This is a genomic window from Enterobacter sp. C6 (genome assembly GCF_008122455.1).
GTDB lineage: Bacteria > Pseudomonadota > Gammaproteobacteria > Enterobacterales > Enterobacteriaceae > Enterobacter > Enterobacter pseudoroggenkampii.
Genome location: NZ_QPFW01000191.1, coordinates 1 through 26,010 on the forward strand (window position 1 = coordinate 1; position 26,010 = coordinate 26,010).

Annotated in this window: 24 protein-coding genes and 2 tRNA genes; 19 read left to right on the forward strand and 7 right to left on the reverse strand. The window is 54.8% G+C overall.

The genetic code is table 11. The annotated features are described in order from the left end of the window. From DOU50_RS07385 to cobO, 9 genes are all read left to right on the forward strand, one after another. The coding region (locus tag DOU50_RS07385; RefSeq protein WP_194266135.1) for a glutamate mutase L at nt 1–536 on the forward strand (536 nt) is incomplete at its 5' end. Between the two features lie 18 nt (nt 537–554). Next, complete coding sequence (locus tag DOU50_RS07390; RefSeq protein WP_024907734.1) at nt 555–2,000, forward strand: methylaspartate mutase subunit E; 1,446 nt, start codon at nt 555–557, stop codon at nt 1,998–2,000. Beyond that, nucleotides 2,000–3,241, forward strand: a complete 1,242-nt coding sequence (locus DOU50_RS07395) for a methylaspartate ammonia-lyase (protein WP_024907735.1) — start codon at nt 2,000–2,002, stop codon at nt 3,239–3,241. Before DOU50_RS07390 ends, DOU50_RS07395 begins: the two co-directional genes overlap by 1 nt. A gap of 3 nt (nt 3,242–3,244) precedes the next feature. Further along, the gene (locus DOU50_RS07400; RefSeq protein ID WP_048989929.1) at nt 3,245–4,615 is read left to right on the forward strand and encodes an acyclic terpene utilization AtuA family protein; all 1,371 of its coding nucleotides are present in this window, start codon (nt 3,245–3,247) and stop codon (nt 4,613–4,615) included. Continuing rightward, entirely contained in the window at nt 4,612–4,929 is a 318-nt protein-coding gene (locus tag DOU50_RS07405) for a DUF4387 domain-containing protein (protein WP_024907737.1), read from the forward strand. Before DOU50_RS07400 ends, DOU50_RS07405 begins: the two co-directional genes overlap by 4 nt. 165 nt (nt 4,930–5,094) lie before the next feature. Then, nucleotides 5,095–6,387 (forward strand): dicarboxylate/amino acid:cation symporter, encoded by a 1,293-nt coding sequence (locus tag DOU50_RS07410; RefSeq protein ID WP_090417473.1) that lies wholly within the window; start codon nt 5,095–5,097, stop codon nt 6,385–6,387. Between the two features lie 54 nt (nt 6,388–6,441). Continuing rightward, nucleotides 6,442–7,443 carry a glutaminase A gene (glsA, locus tag DOU50_RS07415; protein ID WP_148769134.1) on the forward strand — a complete coding sequence of 334 codons (1,002 nt, stop codon included), beginning with the start codon at nt 6,442–6,444 and terminating at the stop codon, nt 7,441–7,443. 72 nt (nt 7,444–7,515) lie between these two features. Further along, the gene (locus DOU50_RS07420) at nt 7,516–9,168 is read left to right on the forward strand and encodes a class I fumarate hydratase (protein WP_148769135.1); all 1,653 of its coding nucleotides are present in this window, start codon (nt 7,516–7,518) and stop codon (nt 9,166–9,168) included. 9 nt (nt 9,169–9,177) lie between these two features. Then, the gene (gene cobO, locus DOU50_RS07425; protein ID WP_024907741.1) at nt 9,178–9,780 is read left to right on the forward strand and encodes a cob(I)yrinic acid a,c-diamide adenosyltransferase; all 603 of its coding nucleotides are present in this window, start codon (nt 9,178–9,180) and stop codon (nt 9,778–9,780) included. A 47-nt stretch (nt 9,781–9,827) separates the two neighbouring features. On the opposite strand, the gene DOU50_RS07430 is transcribed toward cobO, so the two are convergent. After that, the gene (locus DOU50_RS07430; RefSeq protein WP_032649096.1) at nt 9,828–10,733 is read right to left on the reverse strand and encodes a LysR substrate-binding domain-containing protein; all 906 of its coding nucleotides are present in this window, start codon (nt 10,731–10,733) and stop codon (nt 9,828–9,830) included. A gap of 463 nt (nt 10,734–11,196) precedes the next feature. Beyond that, a tRNA-Ser gene (locus tag DOU50_RS07435) sits at nt 11,197–11,284 on the reverse strand. Between the two features lie 277 nt (nt 11,285–11,561). Here DOU50_RS07435 and DOU50_RS07440 point away from each other — a divergent pair. The 5 genes from DOU50_RS07440 to DOU50_RS07460 all read left to right on the forward strand — a co-directional run bounded on the left by DOU50_RS07440 (nt 11,562) and on the right by DOU50_RS07460 (nt 16,604). After that, on the forward strand, nt 11,562–12,698 hold the full coding sequence (locus DOU50_RS07440; RefSeq protein WP_061715613.1) for a D-alanyl-lipoteichoic acid biosynthesis protein DltD: 1,137 nt from the start codon (nt 11,562–11,564) through the stop codon (nt 12,696–12,698). A 128-nt stretch (nt 12,699–12,826) separates the two neighbouring features. Beyond that, the gene (locus tag DOU50_RS07445) at nt 12,827–13,945 is read left to right on the forward strand and encodes an MBOAT family O-acyltransferase (RefSeq protein ID WP_024907744.1); all 1,119 of its coding nucleotides are present in this window, start codon (nt 12,827–12,829) and stop codon (nt 13,943–13,945) included. Next, nucleotides 13,942–15,375, forward strand: a complete 1,434-nt coding sequence (locus DOU50_RS07450; RefSeq protein ID WP_148769136.1) for an AMP-binding protein — start codon at nt 13,942–13,944, stop codon at nt 15,373–15,375. Before DOU50_RS07445 ends, DOU50_RS07450 begins: the two co-directional genes overlap by 4 nt. 17 nt (nt 15,376–15,392) lie before the next feature. After that, nucleotides 15,393–15,611 carry an acyl carrier protein gene (locus tag DOU50_RS07455; protein ID WP_008499867.1) on the forward strand — a complete coding sequence of 73 codons (219 nt, stop codon included), beginning with the start codon at nt 15,393–15,395 and terminating at the stop codon, nt 15,609–15,611. Between the two features lie 156 nt (nt 15,612–15,767). Then, nucleotides 15,768–16,604 (forward strand): alpha/beta fold hydrolase, encoded by an 837-nt coding sequence (locus DOU50_RS07460; RefSeq protein ID WP_024907746.1) that lies wholly within the window; start codon nt 15,768–15,770, stop codon nt 16,602–16,604. Between the two features lie 106 nt (nt 16,605–16,710). Here the strand turns inward: DOU50_RS07460 and DOU50_RS07465 are convergent, their stop codons facing one another. Then, nucleotides 16,711–16,968: a YjhX family toxin gene (locus DOU50_RS07465; RefSeq protein ID WP_021240841.1), complete on the reverse strand. Its 258-nt coding sequence runs from the start codon at nt 16,966–16,968 to the stop codon at nt 16,711–16,713. A 314-nt stretch (nt 16,969–17,282) separates the two neighbouring features. Between DOU50_RS07465 and DOU50_RS07470 the strand changes: the two genes are divergently transcribed. Beyond that, nucleotides 17,283–17,687, forward strand: a complete 405-nt coding sequence (locus tag DOU50_RS07470; RefSeq protein WP_024907748.1) for a GNAT family N-acetyltransferase — start codon at nt 17,283–17,285, stop codon at nt 17,685–17,687. A gap of 65 nt (nt 17,688–17,752) precedes the next feature. On the opposite strand, the gene DOU50_RS07475 is transcribed toward DOU50_RS07470, so the two are convergent. Then, a tRNA-Ser gene (locus DOU50_RS07475) sits at nt 17,753–17,840 on the reverse strand. A gap of 130 nt (nt 17,841–17,970) precedes the next feature. Continuing rightward, on the reverse strand, nt 17,971–19,599 hold the full coding sequence (locus DOU50_RS07480) for an ABC transporter substrate-binding protein (protein WP_148769137.1): 1,629 nt from the start codon (nt 19,597–19,599) through the stop codon (nt 17,971–17,973). 269 nt (nt 19,600–19,868) lie between these two features. On the opposite strand from DOU50_RS07480, the gene yccA reads away from it, so the two are divergent. After that, on the forward strand, nt 19,869–20,528 hold the full coding sequence (gene yccA / locus DOU50_RS07490) for an FtsH protease modulator YccA (protein WP_023335168.1): 660 nt from the start codon (nt 19,869–19,871) through the stop codon (nt 20,526–20,528). Nucleotides 20,529–20,582: 54 nt separating this feature from the next. Here the strand turns inward: yccA and DOU50_RS07495 are convergent, their stop codons facing one another. Together DOU50_RS07495 and DOU50_RS07500 are read right to left on the reverse strand one after the other, a co-directional pair. Beyond that, nucleotides 20,583–21,059 (reverse strand): hypothetical protein, encoded by a 477-nt coding sequence (locus DOU50_RS07495; protein WP_148769138.1) that lies wholly within the window; start codon nt 21,057–21,059, stop codon nt 20,583–20,585. After that, nucleotides 21,056–21,811, reverse strand: a complete 756-nt coding sequence (locus DOU50_RS07500) for a winged helix-turn-helix domain-containing protein (RefSeq protein WP_148769139.1) — start codon at nt 21,809–21,811, stop codon at nt 21,056–21,058. Before DOU50_RS07500 ends, DOU50_RS07495 begins: the two co-directional genes overlap by 4 nt. Nucleotides 21,812–22,144: 333 nt before the next feature. Here DOU50_RS07500 and DOU50_RS07505 point away from each other — a divergent pair, with 333 nt between their 5' ends. The 3 genes from DOU50_RS07505 to DOU50_RS07515 form a co-directional block, all read left to right on the forward strand. Beyond that, entirely contained in the window at nt 22,145–22,864 is a 720-nt protein-coding gene (locus DOU50_RS07505) for a fimbrial protein (RefSeq protein ID WP_228117520.1), read from the forward strand. A 76-nt stretch (nt 22,865–22,940) separates the two neighbouring features. Further along, on the forward strand, nt 22,941–23,447 hold the full coding sequence (locus DOU50_RS07510) for a CS1 type fimbrial major subunit (RefSeq protein ID WP_032639357.1): 507 nt from the start codon (nt 22,941–22,943) through the stop codon (nt 23,445–23,447). A 72-nt stretch (nt 23,448–23,519) separates the two neighbouring features. Next, nucleotides 23,520–26,010 (forward strand): TcfC E-set like domain-containing protein (locus DOU50_RS07515; protein WP_148769141.1); only part of this gene is annotated, 2,491 nt, incomplete at its 3' end.

Below are 26,010 nucleotides of genomic sequence, written 5' to 3' on the forward strand. Positions count from 1 at the left end.
TGAAACGCACCGTAGAGGGCGACCTCGGCATGCGCGTCTCGGCGGTGGTGGTTGGCGAAAGTACGCAGGAACTGGTGAACGCGGTGTTCGCCCACCAGCCTCAGCGCAGGGAAGCGTTCTATGGCTATCTGCGCCATCTGGTCGCGCATCCGGACTACCTCCCTGCTACCGAAGAAGAAAAGCATTTCGACACGCTGCTGGCCGGGCTGTGCGTGGGGTACGCCAGCGAGCGCCATGCCGGCACCAAAAAACAGGTCTGTACCTGCGTAGGCAACGTCGATTTGCAGATGGGGCGCGATCTGACCACCGTGCGCAAAGTGGTGGGTTCCGGGGGATGGCTCTCCCGCGCCAGCCAGTTCGATATTCACCGCTGGCTGAAGTACCGCGAGCTGGACGACGGCAGCAGACGCGTTCTTTTACCCGGGCAGTTTGACTATTACCGCGATGCAAAAGGTCTGCTTCCTCTGCTGGCGAACGTCGCCAGGCTGGACCCGCAGGCGGCGGCTCGCACCAGTATTCAATGTTTAACCCTATAAAACCTAAGGCAGCAACGAATGGAACTTCGAAATAAAAAGCTAACCCATGACGAATTCATGACTGAGCGGCAACAGGTCTTGCAGACCTGGCAAACCGGCAAGGACGTTGAGAACTTCGAAGATGGCGTGAAGTACCAGCAAACCATTCCTGAGCAAAAACGCTTTTCTCACGCCCTACTGAAGGCGGACCAGGAAGGTAAAACCCTGAGCCAGCCGCGCGCAGGCGTAGCGCTGATGGATGAACATATCGCCCTGCTCAAAACGCTGCAGGAAGATTGCGATTTGCTGCCCAGTACCATCGATGCCTACACCCGTCTGAATCGCTATGAAGAGGCGGCGGTAGGGATCCAAAAATCCATCGAAGCGGGCACCTCCAAACTTAACGGCTTACCGGTCGTCAACCACGGCGTCGCCGCCTGCCGCCGCATGACTGAAGCGCTGGAGAAACCGATTCAGGTACGTCACGGCACGCCGGATGCGCGCCTGCTGGCGGAGATCGCGATGGCCAGCGGCTTTACCAGCTATGAAGGCGGCGGTATCTCCTACAACATTCCGTACGCCAAGCGCGTCACTCTGGAAAAATCTATCCGCGACTGGCAGTACTGCGACCGCCTGATGGGCCTGTACGAGGAGAACGGCATTCGCATTAACCGTGAACCGTTTGGCCCGCTGACCGGCACCCTGATCCCGCCGTTTGTGTCCCACTCGGTGGCGATTATCGAAGGTCTGCTGGCGCTGGAGCAGGGCGTGAAGTCAATTACCGTCGGCTACGGCCAGGTCGGTAGCCTGACGCAGGATATCGCCGCGATTCAGGCTCTGCGCGAGCTGTCCCACGAATATTTCCATAACCACGGCTTTGACGATTACGAGCTGAGTACCGTCTTCCACCAGTGGATGGGCGGCTTCCCGGAAGATGAGTCGAAAGCGTTTGCCATTATCTCCTGGGGCGCAGCGGTTGCCGGTATGTCCGGGGCGACCAAAGTGATCACCAAGAGCCCGCACGAGGCGTTCGGTATTCCGACCGCCGCCGCAAATGCCCAGGGGCTGAAGGCCTCGCGTCAGATGCTCAACATGGTCAGCGATCAGAAGTTCCCGCCGTGCGCCGCCGTCGAGCAGGAAGTCGAGCTCATTAAGAGCGAAGTCCGCGCCGTGCTGAAGAAAGTCTTCGAACTGGGCAACGGCGATGTCGCGCGCGGGACGGTGCTGGCGTTTGAAGCGGGCGTACTGGACGTACCGTTCGCCCCTGCCTCCTGCAACGCAGGCAAAATTCTGCCGGTGCGTGATAACGCCGGTGCCATTCGCGTGCTGGAAGCCGGTGCGGTTCCGCTGCCGAAAGATATCCTCGCCCTGCATCACGATTACGTCGCCGAGCGCGCGCGTTTTGAAGGCCGTAAGCCCTCATTCCAGATGGTTGTTGATGACATCAACGCGGTATCCCACAGTAAATTAATAGGAAGACCATAATGAAAATTAAGCAGGCCCTTTTCACCGCAGGCTACTCCTCGTTCTATTTCGACGATCAGCAGGCCATCAAAAACGGCGCCGGTCATGACGGGTTTATCTATACCGGCAATCCGGTAACGCCTGGATTTACGTCCGTTCGTCAGGCGGGTGAATGCGTATCCGTACAGCTGATTCTGGAAAACGGCGCGGTGGCGGTGGGCGATTGTGCAGCGGTGCAATATTCAGGGGCAGGCGGTCGTGACCCGCTGTTCCTGGCTGAACACTTCATTCCGTTCCTCAACGATCACATCAAGCCGCTGCTGGAAGGCCGTGACGTTGACCGGTTCCTGACGAATGCCCGTTTCTTTGACGAACTGCGTATAGACGGCCATCTGCTGCATACCGCCGTACGCTATGGTCTGTCGCAGGCGCTGCTCGACGCGGCGGCACTGGCGACCGGCCGCCTGAAAACGGAAGTCGTGTGTGATGAATGGCAGCTGCCGTGCGTTCCGGAGGCCATTCCGTTATTTGGGCAGAGCGGCGACGACCGCTATATCGCCGTCGACAAGATGATCCTCAAAGGCGTTGACGTACTGCCACACGCGCTTATCAACAACGTGGAAGAGAAGCTGGGCCTGAAAGGGGAAAAACTGCGGGAATATGTACGCTGGTTATCCGACCGCATCCTGAGCCTGCGCACCAGCCCGCGCTATCGCCCAACGCTGCACATTGACGTGTACGGCACCATCGGTCTGATTTTCGATATGGATCCGGTACGTTGCGCCGCCTATATCGCCAGCCTCGAAAAAGAGGCTCAGGGCCTGCCGCTGTACATTGAAGGGCCGGTGGATGCGGGTAACAAGCCGGATCAGATCCGCCTGCTGACCGCCATCACCCACGAGCTGATGCGTCTGGGTTCCGGCGTGAAAATCGTTGCCGATGAGTGGTGTAACACCTATCAGGACATTGTGGACTTCACCGATGCGGGCAGTTGCCACATGGTGCAGATTAAAACCCCGGACCTGGGCGGTATTCACAACATCGTTGATGCGGTGCTGTATTGCAACAAGCACGGCATGGAAGCCTATCAGGGCGGTACCTGTAACGAAACGGAAATCAGCGCCCGCACCTGCGTGCACGTGGCCCTCGCCGCTCGCCCGATGCGCATGCTGATCAAACCGGGCATGGGCTTCGATGAAGGTCTTAACATCGTGTTTAACGAAATGAACCGCACCATCGCACTGTTGCAGACTAAGGATTAAAAGATGGCACGTACATTTAAGATCTTATCGCCAACGGCTATCCTGGGCTATGGCTTCCCGGAAGAGAGCTTTCGGAAGGCCATGGAAGCATCGCCGGATCTTATTGCGGTCGACGCAGGCTCTTCCGACCCTGGCCCACACTACCTGGGGGCAGGTAAGCCTTTCACCGACCGGGCGGGGGTAAAACGCGATCTGCGCTATATGATCGTGGCCGGCGTTAAGCACAACATTCCGGTGGTGATCGGTACCGCCGGTGGGTCCGGCGCCGCGCCTCATCTGGAGTGGTGCCGCCAGATAATCCTTGAGATTGCTCAGGAAGAGAAACTCTCATTCTCCATGGCGCTGATCCCGTCGGATGTCGATAAAGCCACCGTGCATCAGGCGCTGGATGACGGGAAAATCACCGCCCTGGATTTCGTCCCGGAACTGACCCACGAGGCTATCGAAGAGAGCACCTATATCGTGGCGCAGATGGGTATCGAGCCTTTCCAGCGGGCGCTGGCGGCCGGGGCGCAGGTGGTGCTGGGCGGACGGGCGTACGATCCGGCCTGCTTTGCCGCGCTGCCCATCATGCAGGGCTTCGATGAAGGTCTGGCGCTGCACTGCGGTAAGATCCTCGAGTGCGCGGCGATTGCCGCTACGCCGGGGTCCGGCTCCGACTGCGCGATGGGCATCATTGACGATAACGGCTTTACGCTGAAAACGTTTAATCCGAAGCGTAAATTCACCGAAACGTCGGCGGCGGCGCACACCCTGTACGAGAAATCTGACCCGTACTTCCTGCCGGGGCCGGGCGGCGTTCTGAACCTGAAAGGGTGCAGCTTCAAAGCGGTCAACGAGGGCGAAGTGTACGTCAGCGGTTCCCGCCACGAAGAAACGCCGTACGCGCTGAAGCTGGAAGGCGCCCGCCGGGTCGGCTTCCGCTGTCTGACCATTGCCGGTACGCGCGATCCGATCATGATTGCCGGGATCGATAATATCCTCGAAGAAGTGCAGGTCAGCGTGAAGCGCAACCTCTCGCTGAATGACGACAGCATCCGCATGACGTTCCACCTGTACGGAAAGAATGGCGTGATGGGCAACCATGAGCCGATGCAGTCCGCCGGGCACGAACTGGGTATTTTGCTGGACGTAGTGGCCCCCACCCAGGATATCGCCAACAGCGTCTGTTCGCTGGTGCGCTCTACCCTGCTGCACTACGGCTATGAAAACCGGATCGCAACAGCGGGCAATCTCGCGTTCCCGTTCTCCCCTTCCGACATTCAGAGCGGCCCGGTGTATGAGTTCTCAATCTACCACCTGATCGAAGCGAGCGACGCGCTGCGTTTTGATTTCCACCTCGAGCAGGTCACGCCAGAAGGAGTTCAGCTATGAAACAGGGTATTTGCTCACTGGCGCAGGTCATTCGTTCTAAAAACGCCGGACCGTATGAGCTGGTTCTGGATATTTTATTTAAAACGCGTGAAGACTATCAGCGGGTAAAAGCCTCGGAGCAATTAACGCCGCAGCTTATTGCCCGTTTATATAACGTTAAGCCTGACTTTATTCATCGCATTATCTGGTTCGATCCGGCCAATGCGGTCAAAATCGTCATGCCTCGCGATATTATCTCCGGCAACGTCGGTGACAATGATGTCTATGGTGCCCAGCAGCATGCACCGTTATTAAGTATCGAGTTTGATCTGTAACACTACAAATACAACAACGTCCATTGGGATATAGATATTTGCTGTATCACTGTATTCCAGATAATTCATGCGGTTGGTCACAACAAACGTGCGTCTGAGCGGTTCATCAGGGCTCAGGCGCACGCGACCCTACACATTAACCAACCTTTATCCGATGGAGTAAACATGAAAAAAATAAGCTTAACGAAAATGATCATATTAGGTTTGATACTCGGCATGATTGCCGGGGTGGTCATTAATAATATGGCATCAGCAGATACAGCAAAAACGTACGCACAGGATATCTCTATTTTCACTACCATATTCTTACGCATGGTGAAAATGATTATCGCCCCGCTGGTCATTTCCACCCTGGTGGTCGGCATAGCCAAAATGGGTGATGCTAAAACGCTTGGCCGTATATTCTCCAAAACCTTTTTCCTCTTTATTTGCGCTTCGCTGCTGTCCATCGCCCTGGGGCTGGTTATCGTCAACATCTTCCAGCCTGGCGCAGGCATTAACTTTGTTCCCCATGACGCCGGGGCCGTTGCGGCCGTTCAGTCCGAGCCGTTCACGCTGAAAGTGTTTATTTCTCACGCGGTACCGACCAGCATCGTTGATGCGATGGCCCGCAACGAGATTCTGCAAATCGTGGTGTTCTCGATTTTCCTCGGCTGCAGCCTGGCAGCTATTGGTGAGAAAGCCGACCCCATCATTAAGGTGCTCGACTCTCTGGTGCACGTGATGCTGAAGCTGACGGGTTACGTCATGCTGTTTGCCCCGCTGACCGTATTTGCCGCGATCTCCGGACTGATTGCCGAACGCGGCCTGGGCGTGATGGTCAGCGCCGGTATTTTCATGGGCGAGTTCTACATGACGCTCGGCCTGCTGTGGGCGATTCTGATTGGCCTGTCCACGATGATTGTCGGTCCGTGCATCAGTCGTCTGACTAAAGCGATTCTCGAACCTGCGCTGCTGGCCTTTACGACCTCAAGTTCAGAAGCGGCTTTCCCGGGCACGCTGAACAAACTGGAAAAATTCGGCGTCTCCTCCAGGATTGCCAGCTTTGTCCTGCCCATCGGCTACTCCTTTAACCTGGTCGGCTCAATGGCCTACTGCTCGTTTGCGACCGTGTTTATCGCCCAGGCGTGCAACATCGAACTGAGCATTGGCGAGCAGATCACCATGCTGCTGATCCTGATGCTGACCTCTAAAGGGATGGCGGGCGTGCCGCGCGCATCGATGGTGGTTATTGCCGCCACGCTCAACCAGTTCAACATTCCGGAAGCGGGTCTGATTCTGCTGATGGGCGTCGATCCGTTCCTCGACATGGGCCGTTCCGCCACCAACGTGATGAGTAACGCAATGGGTGCCGCTATCGTCGGTCGCTGGGAAGGCGAGCACTTCGGCGCCGGCTGCCGCGGCAAGGTTCCGGCCAAAGAAAGCTCTGCTTCAGAAACTGAAATCGCCATGTATTGATTACAAAGGCCAACCGTGGTTGGCCTTTCGTCTTCCGATGTACAGGAAAGCCCCATGAAGATAAACATTTTCGGCGTCAGCCTCTTATCCGTCAGCCTGATGTTTAGCGCTGCCACGCTGGCGCAAACCGCGCCGGACTATGCGCAGCTGCTTGAACAGGCTCACCAAAAATTCAAAGGTAATCATGAGGGGAAGGTCGCCGACTACATCCCTGCCCTGGCGACCTATAGCCCCGACAATTTCGCCATCACCCTCGCCACGGTCGACGGCAAGATTTACCAGGTTGGCGACGTGAAAAAAGCGTTTCCAATGGAGTCGCTGAGCAAGGTTTTCACCCTGGCGCTGGCGATGGAGCAGCGCGGTCCGCAGGAGGTGCTGGATAAACTCGGCGCCAGTGCGACCGGTCTGCCCTTCAACTCCGGTTTAGCCATTGAGCTGACCAAAGGTGCGCCGGAAAACCCGCTGGTGAATGCGGGGGCGATGAGCACGGTTAGCCTGATTGAGGCGAAAGATAAGACCGACCGCTGGAACACGATCCTCAATAACCTGAACGCGTGGGCCGATGCCTCGCTGACCGTCAACGAGCCGGTGTTCAAATCGGAAATGGAGACCAATCAGCATAACCAGGCGCTGGCGATGCTGATGGCCTCCTATAACAGCTTTTATGGCGATACCCGTGAAGCCGTCGAAATCTACACCCGCCAGTGTTCCGTAGACATCACCGTTGAGCAGCTCGCCAAAATGGGCGCGGTGCTGGCGAACAAGGGCAAATCGCCTTTCAACGGTAAGCAACTGCTGAATGAACGCTACGTGCCGCAGGTTCTGGCGGAAATGGTGATTGCCGGGCTGTACGACGGCAGCGGCAAATGGCTGTACACCGTTGGGATCCCGGCGAAGAGCGGCGTCGGCGGCGGCATGGTTGCCATCGTGCCCGGTCAATACGCCATCGCGGTCTACTCGCCACCGCTGGATGCCGCCGGGAATAGCGTCCGCGCCCAGCAGACGATTGCGTATGTTGCCGGGGCGACGCAGGCCAGCCTCTTTTTAGCCCATTGACTGTGATTTTGTCAGCCGGGCGCGGCAGCTGCGCCAGCGCCCGGCAAAAACAACCACAAAGTGAGAAGTACTATGTCTAAACCATTTGTCTGGCAGGAACTGTTTGTTCAGAGTAACGATACGACGGAATATGAACTCCTCAGCACACAGCACGTTACGGTGACGGAGCTTGAGGGCGAAGAGGTCATTAAGGTGGCGCCTGAGGCATTGACCCTGTTGGCCCAGCAGGCCTTTTATGAAGCCTCATTTTTCCTGCGCGCCGGACATTTAACGCAGATAGCCAGCATCCTGCACGACCCGCAGGCCAGCAGTAACGATAAGTATGTCGCTCTGCAGCTGCTGCGCAACGCCGAAGTGTCGGCAAAAGGCGTCCTGCCAAACTGTCAGGATACCGGCACGGCTACCGTTGTGGCGAGCAAAGGCCAGCACGTCTGGACCGGCGGTGATGATGCCGAAGCGCTGAGCAAAGGGATTTATACCACCTTTAGCGAGTGTAACCTGCGCTACTCGCAAAACGCACCGCTGGACATGTATACCGAGGTTAATACCCAAACCAACCTGCCGGCGCAGATAGACATCAGCGCGACGCCGGGGAGCGAATATCGCTTCCTGTTTGTCAATAAAGGCGGCGGTTCGGCTAACAAAGCCGCGCTGTTCCAGGAAACGAAATCGATTCTGCAGCCGGAGAAGCTCACCGCGTTCCTGATCGAGAAGATGAAGTCGCTCGGTACCGCGGCCTGTCCACCGTATCACATTGCCTTTGTGGTCGGCGGCCTCTCTGCCGACCAGGCGCTGAAGGTGGCGAAGCTGGCCTCAACAAAATATTATGACAACCTGCCCACCAGCGGGAACGAGCTGGGCCAGGCGTTCCGCGATACGGCGCTGGAAGCCACGCTGCTCAACGCCAGCCGCGAATTCGGCATCGGTGCCCAGTTTGGCGGCAAGTATTTCGCGCACGATATTCGCGTCATCCGCCTGCCGCGTCACGGCGGCTCCTGCCCTGTCGCCATGGCGCTCTCCTGCTCCGCCGACCGCAATATCAAAGCGAAAATCAACAAGCACGGTATCTGGCTGGAGAAGCTGGAACATAATCCAGGGAAATACATCCCCGACGCCAGCCGTGAGGAACACGACGTCCGAACCGTACAGATCAACCTGAACCGCCCGCTGGGCGAGATCCTGCGCGATATGTCTGCCCTGCCGATCGGCACCCGGCTGTCGTTAAGCGGCCCTATCGTGGTCGCACGCGATATTGTTCACGCAAAAATCAAAGCCCGGCTGGATAACGGCGAGCCGATGCCGGAGTACATGAAAAACCATATCGTCTATTACGCTGGTCCGGCGAAAACACCGGAGAATCAGGCCTGCGGCTCCCTCGGTCCGACCACCGGCGGGCGCATGGACGGCTACGTCGATGCTTTCCAGGCCGCGGGCGGAAGCCTGATCATGCTTTCCAAGGGCAACCGCAGCCAGCAGGTTACCGATGCCTGCCATAAGCACGGCGGCTTCAACCTCGGCAGCATCGGCGGTGCGGCGGCGCTGCTGGCGCAGCAGTATGTGAAAAGCCTGCGCTGCCTTGAGTATCCCGAACTGGGCATGGAGGCGGTATGGATGATGGAGGTCGAGAATCTGCCCGCCTTTGTGCTGGTTGACGACAAAGGGAATAATTTCTTCAGTCAGTTTGAGCAGCAGCATCGCTGTGCATCCTGCCCTGCCGGACATTAAGGAGCCACTATGGAAGCGCGAGCTAACGCAGAAAAACACCGCCAACGACAGCAAAAGCGCAAAGAGCAGGTTGATATCCGCGTGGCGGCGGCAACAGAGAAGAAAGGCATTCTGATCGTCTTCACCGGCAACGGAAAAGGCAAGTCCACCGCCGCCTTCGGTACGGCGACGCGTGCCGTCGGCCACGGTAAAACCGTTGGCGTCGCGCAGTTTATTAAAGGCCAGTGGGATAATGGTGAATACAACACCCTGCATCCGCTCGGCGTCGAGTTCCACATTATGGGCACCGGCTTTACCTGGGAGACACAAAACCGGGAGACGGATATTCAGGCCGCAGCGGCGGTGTGGCAGGAGAGCAAGCGCATGCTGGCTGACCCGAGTTACGACCTGGTGGTTCTGGATGAGCTCACCTATATGCTGGCTTATCACTATCTGGATACTCAGGAGGTGATCGCGGCAGTTGAGAACCGTCCGGTGCAGCAGACCGTGATCGTCACCGGACGCGGCTGTCACTCGCAGTTACTGGCGCTTGCCGACACGGTCAGCGAAATGCGCCCGGTAAAACACGCATTTGACAGCGGTATTCAGGCGCAGGAGGGTATTGACTGGTAAGCGTGTCGGTACCGGATGGCGCGCCGCACTGCCGCCATCCGGTGTTATTACGCGGCCGGCGATACCACTGATTTTTGTAATAGCCACTCGCGGAAGGTTTGTAACGGCAGGGACTGAGCCTTTTCCTCCCGCCACGTCATGATGAAGCGGTTGCCGGTGCGGATAGGAACATCACAGGGGATCACCATCTCGCCGCAGTCCAGGTCATGCTGGATGGCGAAGCGGGGAAGCAGCGCGACCCCAAGATTCGATCGTACTGCGGCAATCAGCATCGAGAGGAGGTCAAAACGCGGGCCAAGGTTCACGTCCGGACTGTTAATACCGGACAGCGCAAACCACTCCTGCCAGCCATTGATGCGAGTGCTTTGGTGTAACAGCGGAAACTCACTGAGCAGCTCCTCAACCCCCAGCTTCTGCTCCGCGCTGGGGAGCAAGCTTCGGCTGCAGACCGGCAGGATCTCCTCTTCAAATAAATAATCGACTTCCGACCACGGGGGACAAAAATCGGCACGCATAATAGCCGCATCGTATTCGCGATTTAAAAAATCGCCGATATTGGCCAGCGAGTGAATGTTAACAATAATATCAGGATTTAATTTATTAAACTCCCATAAATTAGGGATCAGCCAATGCGTACTGAAGGTGGGATTTACCGCCAGCTCCACAACCTGAACGGCAGGCTGCCAGGACATTATCATATTTGTATCGCGTTCCAGCTTATTAAGCGTCTCTTTGACGATATTCAAATAATGCTTGCCTGCTGCATTCAGAAAAATCCGCTTTTTGGCATGATTGAATAATGAGGTGTGTAAAAACTCCTCCAGGGCCGTCACCTGTCTGAACACTGCACTCTGCGTTAACGCCAGCTCTTCTGCCGCGCGGGTATAGCTTTCGTGACGCGCCACAACTTCGAACGTCACCAGCAGCTCGCTCTTGGGGATTTTTCCTCTCATCATGTCTTCCATTCATGGTGGGTAACAGTAATTTTTTGAAGCGAATAAACCCTGCTTCAGAACGATACCGCCATTATATTTTAGTTATGCTCTGTCGGCAGTGATCCACACCATGATTTAATCAGTTTTGCGCGTCAGGCCAAACTACTTGCAGAAAATGAAATGAAACATGAAAGATTATTAAGAACCTGTTCTCTTTTGTGCCTCGTGTAATGGAGACAGCGTCTTATTATATGAAAAATCATATGGCCATTAAAAACAGGAATAGCATAGGGCTGGACGTTAAAAAATATAAAACAAAACGTTGTGCTAAAAATAGAACAGGGTTCTGTGTACGTCTTTTGATCAGCGGCGCACCCGCGTGACGGATGCCAGAGCACCGTTCCAGCGCCTCTTCAGCACGCAAGCAGAAACCGGCTCAAAACAAAAAACCCAGATCGCATAACGATCTGGGTTTCGAATTTGGCGGAAGCGTAGAGATTCGAACTCTAGAACCCTTTCGGGTCGCCGGTTTTCAAGACCGGTGCCTTCAACCGCTCGGCCACGCTTCCAAAGTGAGGCGCACTATAAACATCTATTAGCGCCTTGTAAAGCAGGAATTTTTCTATTTTTAGCCACCGGCGTTTGACTGCGCAAAAATCACCCAGACGCTTACCGCGCATCGGTCTCTGCTCCCTTGTACATACCGTTACACAGCAACGCTCATCCTTTTAAATCGCTCTGGTATAGAATGCCACAAAAATAGACGGCCATTTGTTGTGTAATTGTTATAAATCTGAGTACCGACAGATTTTAGAAATTACTGTCATGCAGTGTTACTGGTTGATGATGAAAATCAAAAATACGCTTTGCTTACATATCCTGATGGCGACCCTGGCCATTTTGTTCCTGTGTGTTCACCCGCTGGTGACGAGCTTCGATCCGCCCCTCACCTTCCAGCCGCTGATTAAATCAATGGAGGGCACGCCGAAAGAACAAGCGGAAAAAATTGCGACTATTTCCCATGCCTTACAAGGTAATGCGATTTTCTTCATTGGCGCGTCTGAGGTTGCCACCTCAGAAGATGAACATTACGCTGTATATAATTACTTTAATAAGCAATTGCACACACCCGTTGTGGCGTATGGCGATGCGTTTGTCGATGACGAAACGCAGTTTTTACTGTTCTCGCGTTTTAAAAATAGCCTTAACGCAAACAGTAAAGTTGTTTTACTTCTGGCACCTGACAGCTTTTACTCAAAAGGGCTGCCACCGGCTATCTATGCCGATAATTTCCCCGGTTCTATTTTTAATCCGCTGATGAAGGACCCGCAGGCGCGCCCGCTGCTGGTTAATTATTTAAAGCATATTAATAGTAAAGAGATAAGCCATTTAACCTTTGGTCAAATGCGCGTCTTTGGCTGGCACCCCGATCTGATGTGGGACGAGCTGAGCTTCCAGTTTGCAAACGTCTGCACAATGATAAAAAACGACTGGCTGGCGCTGCTCAACGTCACGCCCCAGACGGTACAGCCGTGGCCGCAGCAGCCCACCGCCCACATTACCCCTGACTGGGATAAAGAGCTGGCGAATGCGCGCGAGTTAAATAAAAAACGCCAGCAGAGCGCGGCCACGCTGTGGATGGACAAAACGATTTACGAAGAGGACGGTAAGCCGCAACAGTGGGATGACACGCCGGTCGTGCCTGCGCAAATCGCCGCGTTCAGTAAAACCGTCCAGCTGCTGAAGGAACGTCACGTGCAGGTAATTGCTATCGTCGACCCGGTTAACCCCTGGGCGCTTTACAATACCGATACCTTCCGCCCGGTTGATAAGCAAATTAAAACCATTCTGGAAAAGAACCAGATCCCTTATTTAGATATGTACGCCATGCCTTATCAGAATGGCTGGAACTGGGATCGTTTGCACCCTTCCGAACTGGCCTGGGTTCCTATGATTCGCTTTATTGCACAGAGCTTTAAATAATGAAAATCGCGATCCGTCTTTTTTTCCTTTATCTCCTGCTGGCGATCACTATCGTCGCGTGGACCTCTGTCGATGACAGCATGAGTATGCAGCTGCATTTTGAATATCAAAAGTTCTGAGGCCGAATGATGTATAGCTCAGGAATGTTTTTTGTCTATTTGTTTTCATCCGCTCTGGTGTTTGCGCTGGTCAATCGCGTATTACGTCATCGCCTGACTTATTTATCGGCCTTATCTGTCCTGGCGGCATTAGGCTGGGGCTATATTTTTCAGGGTGATTACCGTGTTCCCGCGGTCGTTTTTATCAGTTTTTACCTTGTCGCCGCGTTAAAAGAAAAAGGATGGTTAAAAACCTGGCAAGCTATTGTATTAACGCTGCTTCCTTTATTTTTAGTGAAATTGCACGTTAATCATCATCTCGGCATGATCGGCCTCTCTTTTATGACGTTCCGCGCAGTGGACGTGCTGCTCTATCGCAGTAAAAAAGAAGGCCAGAATTTCCTGCACTATTTCTGCTATCTGTTTATGCCCTTTATCATCCTGGCAGGCCCGATGTACCGCTGGCGGACATGGATGAGTGACGTCAGCAAGCCCGTGTTTGCCCTTAACCGTGAACAGTTTTTGGTCGCGTTAGAGCAAATCATTACCGGCATTATCCAGAAGTTCCTGTTTGCCATGCTGGTTGATTCACTTGTCGTGCAGCCCTGGAGCCATAAGCCGTTTACGCTGACCGTGGGCGTGGTGATGTCGATTGCCTATAGCGCCTACCTCTACTTTGATTTTGCGGGCTACAGCAATATGGCCATCGGTGCGGGCCGCCTGTTTGGGTTGAACATTCCGGCAAACTTCAATATGCCCCTTCTGGCAAAGAACCCGCAGGACTTCTGGCGCCGCTTCCACATCAGTTTGTCTGAATGGCTGCGCGATGTGGTCTTTATGCCCGTCTATATGAACCTGATGAAGTTCAACTTTTTCCGTCAGAACAAAACGCTGGCGCAAAATATCGGTATTTTTTGCACCCTGTTCTGCATGGGGGCATGGAATGGCCTGGAACGCCATTACGTCATCAGCGGCGCGCTGTTTGGCGCGATTTCCGTTACTCATAACATGCTGCTGTGGTCAGCCAAGCGCAGCCCGGCATTGCACCGCGGTTTGCAGTATCCGGCCGTTGCGTTTTTAGGGAGAATTCTGACGCTGGGAAGCGCCGCGGGATCCCTTTACATCTTTAGTGGAATGTCACCTCTATGAAAAATCACTCCGATCTTCAGGAACTGCAGGATTTCTTACGTGCGGCATTATGCGATCCCGCCTCCCCGCAGCAACTGGCCATCAGCGGCAGCGACGAAGCCTTAAGCTGGCTACAGCTTTCTGCTGCCGTGACGGACTGGGCACAGCGCTATCAGCGTTGCCAGCCTGTTGCCGGTACGCCGGTCGTCTTGTACGGACACCAGCAGGCCGAGTTCGCCGTGGCGATTTATAGCTGTCTGCTGCACAACATTCCGTACATCCCGGTGGACTGCATCTACCCACAGGAGCGCCTGCGGGAGATCTGCCATCTGGCCAATGCCCCTTACTATTACGACGTCGCGACCCGGCAGTTCATCGCCACGGGTGAACCAGGCAAGGTGCTGGAGGAGCAGGATCTGGCCTATATCATGTTTACCTCAGGCAGCACCGGTAAGCCTAAAGGGGTGCAGATTGGGCGTGAAAGCGTATGGCACTTCATGAAATGGGTCAGCCAGGACTTTTCGCTGCCGGAAAAACCGGTGCTGATGAACCACGCGGTGTTCAGTTTTGACCTCTCCCTGATCCCTTTGCTGGCGAATCTGGCGATGGGCGGACACATTGTGCTGAACGCCAAAGACGATATTCAGAAAGAGAACTGGCTGGAGCGACTGAAAAGCAACGCGGTCTCCGCCTGGGTTTCCACCCCCTCTTTTGCGTATCAGCAACTGCTTTCCCCGCAGTTCAACAGCGAGTATTTGCCTGCGCTCAACGTCTTTATCTTCATTGGTGAAGTGTTAAATAAGGCGCTGGTTAAACAGCTCCGCCGCCGTTTCCCGCAGGCCAAAATCATCAACTCCTATGGCCCGACGGAAGCGACCATCGCAACAACCGTCGTCGAGATCACGGATGCGATCCTCAACAGCGACAGCGCCGTGCTGCCGGTGGGGGTCATGATGCCTGAGAGCAGAATGGAAATTTCCGCTGAAGGTGAGCTGATCATCTGGGGAAAAAACGTCATGCGCGGCTATCTCGGCCTGCCGCAGGAGAACGCGGCGAAATTACTTCGTCGGGAAAATGAAGCGTTTCGCGGCTACCGGACCGGCGATCTGGGTTATGAAGCGGGGCTCATCTACTGTCAGGGCCGCAACGACAGCCAGGTCAAACTGAATGGCTACCGTATTGAAATTAACGAGATCGAAAACCGCCTGCTGGCCATGTCCGGCATCAACGAAGCGGTGGTTCTGCCGCTGATGAAATCCTGCGGCAGCGTGCTGCGCATTGCCGCGTTCTGCGTGACGGATATGGCGCCGGATACCATCAAAACGTCGCTGTCGAAGGTGGTCCCGCACTATATGGTGCCTTCACAAATTATCGTAAAAGACGCTTTGCCGCTGAATCCTAACGGCAAAATTGACCGCAAGCTGCTGGACGCTTACGCCCGCACAAATTAATGACTCCAGGAAAAATTATGGAACAAGAAATTCTCGCCCTGTTCGAAAAAGTGTTATCCCGTAAGGTGGGCTTTCACGATGAACTGATTGAATCCGACATTCTCGACTCCATCCTGGCAGTCGATATGGTGCTGGAAGTTCAGGACGTTTATGGCTGTATGATCCCGCCAACTGACGTGGCAACGGTGCTGAAAACCCCGGCGGACCTGGCCCGCTATATTGAAGAAAACCGCTAAACGCCCCTGCTGTAAATCCTGCCCTGAAGGCTCTGGCGGATCGCGCCAGAGCCCAGAACGCAAAATGAATAACCTTCACTGGAATAAAACCAACCGCTTTTATGGTTTCTCCTACACTTTAGGGGTCGTGTTGTTTTTAACAGAGGAGTCTGCAGTATGGCATTCGTAACCACGAAAGACGGCGTCAACATTTACTACAAAGACTGGGGCCCGAAAGAGGCCCAACCCATTGTTTTCCACCACGGCTGGCCGCTAAGTGCCGATGACTGGGATAACCAGATGCTCTTCTTCCTTGCAGAAGGCTATCGCGTTATCGCTATCGATCGCCGTGGTCATGGGCGTTCGGACCAGGTGAGTGAAGGCCACGATATGGATCATTATGCGGCCGATGCGTCAGCCGTGGTTGAAAGCCTGGATCTGCGTAATGCCGTGCACGTCGGTCACTCCACCGGCGGCGGCCAGGTCGCCCGCTATGTTGCGCGGTATGGCCAACCGCAGGGGCGCGTCGCCAAAGCGGTGCTCGTCAGCGCCGTTCCCCCTCTGATGGTAAAAACCGAAACTAACCCCGGCGGCACGCCCATTGAGGTTTTCGACGGCTTCCGCAAAGCGCTGGCGGCTAACCGCGCTCAGTTTTACCTCGACGTTGCCAGCGGTCCTTTCTACGGCTTTAATCGCGATGGCGCGGACGTTTCACAGGGCACGATCCAGAACTGGTGGCGTCAGGGGATGATCGGAAGCGCCAAGGCCCACTACGAGGGGATTAAGGCGTTTTCAGAGACCGACCAGACGGAAGATTTAAAAACCATTACGGTTCCCGTTCTGGTGTTGCAGGGCGATGACGATCAGGTCGTGCCGTATAAAAATGCTGCCCTGCTGCAGGACAAGCTGCTGGCGAACAGCGTACTGAAAATTTATCCGGGCTTCCCGCACGGGATGCATACCACCCATGCGGATACCATCAACGCGGACATTCTGGCTTTTATTCGCTCATAACGCCGCGTTTCTTGCCGAGTGGCGCTGCGCTTACCCGGCCTACATTCCGCCACGATATCCCGTTCAATGCATGAACGCCACCCGAGGGTGGCGTTGTTTATTCCGCTTAGCGATTATCCAGCTGGGCGCGAACGTTGTTCAGCCCTGTGGTGTTGATGCGGTAAGGCTGCCCGTTCACGGAACGGATCAGCTTTTTGGTGCGGAGTTTTTTAAAGACGCTGAGCGTACAGTCGCTCAGCACCAGCCCTTCGCGGGTGTAGCACTCAACGGACGTGACGCGGCCAGAACTGTCGCGGACGTGCACAATACGTCCACCTTTGGCGAGAACGTGTAAGGTACGTTGTTCCTGACGGGATAAATTCATACTGGAAAACCTGTGTAATCATCATGCGTAAAAACGAGCCCACACCCGCAGGTGCGTGCGTAAGGTTTAAGCGCAGCGATAACCAGTCCGTCCTGAAAAGGGCGGGAAGCTGATTATCTGATGAAAACATTCTCCAGCATCAAAGCCTCGGTAAGAGATAAAAAGGTATTTACGGGGTGAATGATAACGCGAGTTTTTTATAGGGGAATATCGGGAAGTTAAAAGTGTGAACGGGATCGGTCCGTAAAATCGTCTTTCGTCAATTTTACTGCCAGACTGAAACCCTTTACTGAACACCGACTGGAGCTCCTCTTATGCCTGATAACTATACCGTGGTTGAAACCGTCCCCACTGCAGAAGCGTTTTGCCGGCTGCGCGAGATCTCGGGTCTTAGCCCTCGCCCGCTGGAAGCGGCACAAAAAGCGCTGCCCGGCAGCTGCTATGGCATGCATATAGTGTTTCAGGGAAAACCGGTCGGTATGGGGCGCATCGTGGGGGATGGTGCGTTGAATTTTGATATTGTCGACGTCGCGGTTGATCCGCTTCATCAGGGGAAAGGGCTGGGCAGAATCATTATGGAAACGCTTGTTGCCTGGCTGGATAACCACGCCTGTAAAGGAGCGTACGTTTGCTTAATGGCCGATGTTCCTGAGCTTTATGCAAAATTTGGTTTTACGCTCGTTCGCCCGGCAAGCGAAGGGATGGCCAGAGTCTGGTGAAGGGCAAATCCGCGTTAAGACAAAAAGAAAAACCCCAGGTTAACGAGTAACCTGGGGTTTATATCTGGCGGAAGCGCAGAGATTCGAACTCTGGAACCCTTTCGGGTCGCCGGTTTTCAAGACCGGTGCCTTCAACCGCTCGGCCACACTTCCTAAGTGAGGCGAACTATAAACACCTCACCGCGTGCTGTAAAGAGTGGTGGCACTCGTTCGCTGTAAAAATAGTCAAAACGTGTTTAATCGGTTGAACTGACGACACATCGACGATTTTATCAGCACAGGCTTAGTGTTTTTTGATGTACATGTCTTTCGTGTAATAGTACCCGAGCTTATCCGGCGTAAATCCACCGACCCACGGTTTAACCAGGTGCGTGCGGACATAGTGATAAACCGGAATGGCAGGCACATCGCGCCCCAGTAGATCTTCCGCCTGCTGGTAGTACTTACCCCGCTCTTCCGCAGTTTTGGCTTTTGCGGCATTGAGCAGCGCCTGGTCGTATTCCGGATTGCTGTACTGACTGGTGTTTTCGCTGTCGCCGGTGCGGAAGTTATTCAGGAAGGTCGCCGCATCGTCGTAATCGGCAATCCACGCATACCGCACCGCATCAAAGTTGTGGGTGTGCATGGTATCCAGCATGGTTTTCCATTCCTGGTTTTGCAGCTTTGCCTCCACGCCAAGGTTTTTCTTCCACATGGAGCTGGCCGCAATCGCGATGCGCTGGTGCGATTCTGAGGTGTTATAGAGCAGGTTGAAGCTCAGAGGATGGCTGGCATTATATCCGGCCTCGTTCAGCAGCTTTTTCGCCTCCGCGATGCGCTTGTCCAGCGGCCAACTGGCGTAATCCGGGTTCTGGAGCTTAACGCCGCCAATATCCGGCTGGCTGATGAGCCACGCCGGGCGCTGCCCCTGCCCTAATACTTTTCCGGCAATGATGTCTTTATCGAGCGCCATGTTCAGCGCCTTGCGCACGCGGGCGTCGTTGAACGGCGGACGGGTGGTATTGAATTCGTAGTAATAGGTCGCAAGCTGCGGAGAGACGTCCAGCTCGCTGCCGAGGGTTTTCTTGAGCTGGGCAAACTGGTTAATCGGCACCGTGTACACGATGTCAATTTCGCCCGCCTTATAGCGGTTCACATCCGAGGCCTCGGAGGTGATGGGCAGGTAGGTGACTTTGTTAATCACGGTATGCGCGTTATCCCAGTAGCGCGGGTTGCGCTCCGCCACGATGCGTTCGTTGACCACCCACTGCGACAGCTTATACGCCCCGCTGCTCACGAAATGCTCCGGCTTGGTCCACTTATCCCCGAAGCGGCCAATCAGCACTTTATCCACCGGCACCAGCGACGGGTGCGCCAGCATCGCGAGGAAGGCCGCGTTTGGCTGCGTGAGCGTCACTTCCAGCGTGGTGTCGTTAATCGCTTTTACGCCCAGCGTATCGGGCGCTTTTTTCCCCTGAGCAATATCGGCCGCGTTGACGATATGCATGTTGCCCGGATAGCTGGCATACGGCGAAGCCGTTTTCGGATCGATCAGGCGCTGCCAGCTCCAGACCACATCCTCAGCCGTAATCGCCGTACCGTCGCTCCAGGTGATGCCCGGGCGCAAATGGAACGTCCAGACGGTGTTGTCCTTGTTCTCCCATTTGTCCGCCAGTCGCGGTTGAACTTCTCCTGCCGGGGAAACGCCCACCAGCCCTTCGAATAAATCACTGATAATATTGAATTCGACATCGCTTTCGACTTTATGCGGGTCGAGCGAAGCCGGTTCACTGCCGTTGTTTCTGACCAGTTCCTGTTTGTCGGCCAGCGCGGTTCCTGCCGGCACGTTAGCCGCCCAGGCTGCCGTGCTGGCGCACAGGATCCCTGCGGTTAACAAAGAGAGCGTAAAGTGAGTGCATGTTTGTGGTTTCATTTCCTTCGCCTTATAGTCTGTTTTATGACGATCCGGAAATAACTCTTAGCGTTCGAATGGTAATAACGCAATATTTTTCAGTAACCTATAAGAGCTTGATCTGGTAAATTGTCGCAAACCGCTGTTCATACTGGTGAAACGCACTTCTGCAGAAGAAATAACCACCTCCAGCGCTAACGTGCTGAGTAAAGATGGGTAAAACCACTTTGAGACTGGCGCCCCGTTTCCTATTCTTTCCGCTAATTACATCTGTCATAAGAGAGTGACTCATGGATCGTATAATTACTTCTTCGCGCGACCGCACATCGCTACTCAGTACCCACAAGGTGCTGCGCAATACCTATTTCATGCTTAGCCTGACGCTGGCGTTTTCGGCGATCACCGCCACCGCCAGCACCGTGCTGATGCTGCCGTCTCCGGGGCTGATCCTGACCCTGGTGGGCATGTATGGTCTGATGTTCCTGACCTACAAAACCGCTGACAAACCGGTCGGTATTCTGTCTGCGTTTGCCTTCACCGGCTTCCTGGGCTACATCCTGGGGCCGATGCTGAACGCGTATCTGTCTGCCGGTATGGGTGACCTTATCGGCATGGCGCTGGGCGGTACCGCGCTGGTGTTCTTCTGTTGCTCGGCCTACGTGCTGACCACCCGTAAGGACATGTCCTTCCTCGGCGGTATGCTGATGGCGGGTGTGGTAGTTGTGCTGGTGGGTATGGTGGCAAACATCTTCCTGCAGCTGCCTGCCCTGCATCTGGCGATCAGCGCCGTGTTTATTCTGATTTCTTCCGGTGCGATCCTGTTTGAAACCAGCAACATCATTCGCGGCGGTGAGACGAACTATATCCGCGCCACCGTGAGCCTGTATGTGTCGCTGTACAACATCTTCGTCAGCCTGTTGAGCATCCTGGGCTTCGCCAGCCGCGATTAAGCACAACGGATATGAAAAAGGAGAATGCCTGTGGCATTCTCCTTTTTTTATGCCCTACTCACCCCGGCAAATATAGGTGGGATAGCGCCGGTCCTGAATCAGCCACACGGAAGGCGCGAGTTCAGAGATTGTAAGGTAGTAGCGAGCGGTCGGATTGGCGAAGCTACCCCACTGAGCATCAGGCGTATTGTCATTGTGCCGACGCCAGGTTTTGGTGTAGCTCAGTACGATGACGTTATCATCGTCACGCTGCTGCCAGGTAAAGTCCACATCCCTGTCAACGATCAAACATTGCCCACCCGCTCTTGCCGCGCCTTTGTAGGTGGTCAACCCGGTACCGTCCCGATGAAAATAGAACTGGGCAACGGTATTGACCTTCACTTCACTGGCTTTTCCCTCATTGCGCGTGAAATTAAATTCAGTGCTGCAGGCCAGCACATCCTTTTTACCCACGCTGCCGGAAAAGTAAAAAAATGCCAGCGAACAACCAACCAGGACACCGCCCACGCCAAAAAGAAGTTTTATTTTCATTTTTGTGCCCCGCTTTTGTAACGTATGGTTTTACACAGGCTGGTTTTGCTGACCGGACAGGCACCAATAAACACCTCATCTGCAGCGGAAATAGTAAAGCGGGCGCTGAAATAATAAATGTCGTACGCCTCACGTTCGCATGCTACGTTATTAGCCTCCAGCCGCTCCGCTAATTTCGATAGCACCAGCGGTCGTCCGTGATCGTTGACAATCCAGATGCTGCAACGCGCGATTTTTTCCTTAACCGGCTTAAGATTCGCCGGAATGAAAATCCCCTGCTGTCGGCTAAAGTAGAGACTCGTCCCCAACGCAGCGACGATCGATACGGCCACAATCGCCCATTTTTTCATGGAGGCGCGTTGAGGCTTTACTTCTTGCGGTGCGAACGAGGGCTGCGGGTCGACAGATGGAATATTCTCTCCGGGCTGAAAAATCACATCGGCATCAAAACGAAATCCGTAACGGGGCACGGTCACGATAAAATCGTGCCCCTCTCCCAGAGACTGGAAGCTTTTACGTAATTCGCTAACCGCTTTATTGAGATTATTTCCCGATGGCGTAAAGCCAAATTCCTCCCACACGCGAGTGATCAATTCCTCCCGACTCAGGTCGTGCCCTTTGTGTTTTATAAATTCCTGCAAAAGCCGCACGGCTGGCGCCGAAAGCGTTAATACAGATTCTGGTTGTCCAACAAGACTTATTGCATGTGCTTCAGGATCGAATAACAACGAATTATTGCATATAAAAAACATCTTTTATTCTCGGCTGTTACCGCATGCTTTTTTAATCCCTGGTACATCGACATGAAAACTGCCTCCTGATCTGCTTATTTTTTCATCAGAAGGAATTTTCTTCCTATCCCTGGTCGCGGTATTTTCGCTTAACTATACAACCTTAAAGCCATAAAAGCAGGATAAAAACCTGTATTTAACGAGTTAATTAATACAAATTTTCACAAACCGCTGTTCTGGTTAAAGTTTCCCTGCCCTGAAGCAATACGAAAGCAGACGGTGTCCTGGTGTTAACGCGCCGCCGATGAACTCAGAGCAGGCAGACTGAATGTGAAACAGAAAAATAGAGTGAACATGACAACCGCCTTTTATGTCGCCGCGCTGTCATTGCCATTTTTCTCAGAAATGGCAATGGCCAATATGAGCGTGTACCCCATGGAACTGAATGTGGACAGGTCCGGTGCGGCGCAAATTAAGGTAGCGTCGAAAACGGATGATATTCAGTTCATTCGGGTGAGGCAAAAGAAAATTCTTAATCCCGGCACGGCCCAGGAAAAAGAGATTGATGTGGCCTCGTGGAAAGAAGGTGGCGTTGTTGTCACGCCAGAAAAATTTGCTCTCGCGGCAGGCGCAATGCGCGTCGTTCGTCTGGTATCGCTTACGCCACCGGAAAAAGAGACCACCTGGCGCGTCTATTTTGAAGGGGTAAAGCAGCCTGACAGCATTATTCCCGGCAAGACAGAAAGCCCGGCTGCGACGGCGACATTGGGCGTCAATGTGATCTGGGGCGCCCTGATCCACCTCGCCCCGGAAAAAAGTGTGGTTTCACTGTCGATTGACCCTCAGAGGGGAACGTTAAAAAACAACGGCACGTTGCGCGTGCCGCTGAGAGAGATCGGTATTTGTGATGCAGATTCATCGTGTAAATGGATTAAAGAAGACGCGACGATTTATCCGGACACCGAGCGGAAATTAAAAACGCTCGCGAAGGTACAAGGACAGAAATATAAATTCCGCTACTTCAACTGGTTGAATAAAACCGCTGAAGAAGCTGATTTACCCGTCGTGCAATAACACGACGTCACTGTAAAAACCCCCACAGGGTTTGTTTAAAGAGCCAGGGTGCTCATTTGTAAATATGGAGATATCAATGCGTAAGTATTTTAAACCTCTGATGATTGTTGCCGCGATGACCACGTCCGTTAGCGCGCTGGCGATTCAAAAGGATATTACCGTCAACGCCAGCGTCGATTCACAGCTGGATATGACCCAGGCCGATAACACGCCGCTGCCGGCAAGCATCGATATGCAGTACCTGCCCGGTCGCGGTCTGGAAAGCTACCGTCTGAACACCAAGGTATGGTCTAACTCCGCGACCAGCAACGTGAAGGTTCGTCTGGTCAGCGCGGCGAAGCTGGCGAATGCCGACGGCGCTGACACCATCCCGATGACGGTAAAGCTGGGCGATAAGACTCTCACCACCGCCGATGTTGAATATACCGGCACCGAACTGTTCCCGGGCAGCATTGAAAACGGTTCAGCGGTGCTGCCCCTGACCATTTCTCAGACCACCAAAGGTATTCTGAAAACCGGTCAGTACAGCGGTGTTGTCAGCCTGATGCTGACGCAAGCGACAACCACGGAAGGCGGTGCGTAACACCACAGCACCTAAGGAATAACGTCAGAGGGTGCTTACCCTCTGACGTCAGGATGATGTCGAGGCTCGTTCATGGCGTTTCACAGAAATACTCTCCTCTTTGTTGCTTTGTTACCCGCTTCCATCCAACTCGCCTGTGCCGACATGGCCGTCCCGGCAGGTTTTGAAGATCTGGCAAAAACGCAGCGCCTCTGGACTGAGGTGAACCTCTACGGCGAATCGCTTGGTCTTTTTGAAACGGATATCACGCTTGAAACGGTCAGTTTTGTCGCGCCTGAAAACGTGGTAGCGGCTATCAAACGCCGGTTTAATGACGATCCCGCTCTCGTCGCCACCGTGTCCGCCGCGCTGGCCGTTCCGCTTGCCCGTAACGGCAACCTGGCCTGTAACAGCAACGGCTCCGCAACGGGCTGTGATTACATCGATACCGACCGCGCGGCCATTATTTATGATGAGAATAACGCCCGCATTAACCTGTTTTTGGACAAGACATTTCTGCCTAAAGCCACCGCAGAAAATCAGTGGTATCAGCCCACGCAGGACAGCGAAAAAGCTCTCATCCATCAACAGAATATTAATTTTGTGGCCGACAGGAATTACCAGTCAGCCACCGTGCAGGGGAACGGCGCGCTGGCGCTCACCCAGGACGGCTATGTGAATCTCGACTGGACCTGGCTGGGGCAGCGTTCAAAGCACCAGCAGCAGCAGGACATCACCGTCAACAACGCCTGGTTCCGCCAGGACATTTTGCGTCAGTACTATGTCCAGCTTGGCGATATGGATACCCGCGATCTGTTCAGTAACGCCGGCGGAAATATCACGCTGAGCCAGCTGCCGCTGGGCAAAATTCGCGGCCTGCGCGCGGGTTCGACAAGGGCATGGATGAATCCGGTTCAGCAGTCGAAGGGAACCCCGATTACCGTGCTGCTTTCCCATGACGCGCGTATCGACGCCCGCCGCGGCAACCAGCTGCTGGCCAGCTTTTACCTGAATGCCGGGGCGCAAACCTTGGATACACGCGCCTTCCCGGACGGCAGCTACACCGTGACCCTGTCCGTCTATGAAAATAACCGCCTGACGCGCACCGAGCAGGTGCCGTTTACGCGTACCGGCATTACGCCGTTTGACCGCGTGGAGTGGTTTGTGCAGGCGGGAGAAACGGACAATGACGGTACTGACGCATCCCGTTCAGCCGTGGCGCAGGCGGGCGTTCGCCTGCCCGTTACGCCAACGCTGGCGCTGACCAGCGGCGCGACCACCACAAAACAGCACCAGTTCATGGAAAATGCGCTCGACTGGAGCCGCGGGTTCAACGCTGGCCCCGTTGACGGGGTCTTGAGCACCCGCTTTAGCTACCTCTATGGCAGCAAAGGCGAGCGGGGCAATATCCAGCAGGTGAGCTACAACGACGGCTTTTCGCTGAGCTTCTACCGTAACGCGCTGTCGGCGGAGAGCTGTGATTCTTTCAGCACCGGTTTTGACGCGATCGGCGGTTGCTACCGCTCGCTGTCGGTGATGTTTTCCGTGCCCGTCGGCAGCTGGTACGCAAGCCTGGGCTACTCGGATAACCGCAACGAAGGGCGCTACGTCTCGCGCCGCGAGCTCCCGGATCGCGACGATCGTCACGACCAGGGGCTTCCATGGGACAGCGTCTACATGACCCGCTCGCGCTCGCAGGCGTGGCAGGGTGGGCTGAGCAACGCCTTCAGCGTGCGAGGTCTGAACGTTAACAGCAGCATCAACCTGTTTATGCGTAACGACCACGCTCAGGAGGGGCGCGACAAGGGCGGATTTCTCAGCGTAAGCGTGTCAATGGCGCACAACCGCCAGGGCAATGCATCAAGCTATACCTCGCTGGGCGCGACATGGCAGCACCAGCAGCGTCAAAAAGACCAGATGACCTACAGCGCCTCGCATAACTGGTACACCGACGCGCGCGGAGAAAATGAATTTGGCCTCAACGCCTCGGGCATTAATAGCGACTCGGTCAACGCCTCGGCGTATACGCGACAGGGCGGCCGATACGGCAACGGCAGCCTGACGGTCAGCGACGCCTGGGATCGTCAGGACAGGCGCCATACGCTCAGCAGCAGCGGCAACTACAGCTCAACGCTCGCGCTGTCGCGTTCTGGCCTGTGGCTGGGCCGCTGGAGCGACGGGCGCCCTGCTTCCGCCGTCGCGGTGAACGTGGCAACGCCGGAAGATACCCAGGATCCGCGCGTCGCCGTGTCGCTGGATAACGGCGGCAGTGCAGACATTCCGGGCAATGGCCGCGCCCTCTTCGCGGTGCCGGGCTACCAGCAGACCACGTTGACGATTAACGAATCGCTGGACGTCTCCCGGGGGGCCAGCAGCGAGATCACGCAAGGTTCAGGCAGCAGAACGCTGTTTATGGTGCCGGGTAAACTGCTGCGTCGGGATGTGCAAACCACCGCAAGCTACACCTGGCTCGGCCAGCTAACCGACGAGCGTCATGCGCCGTTTATCGGCGGCGTGCCGCTAAACGTTAACGGCTGGAGCGATCTTGGCAACGGCGGGTTTAGCGCCCAGAGCGACGCCCTGC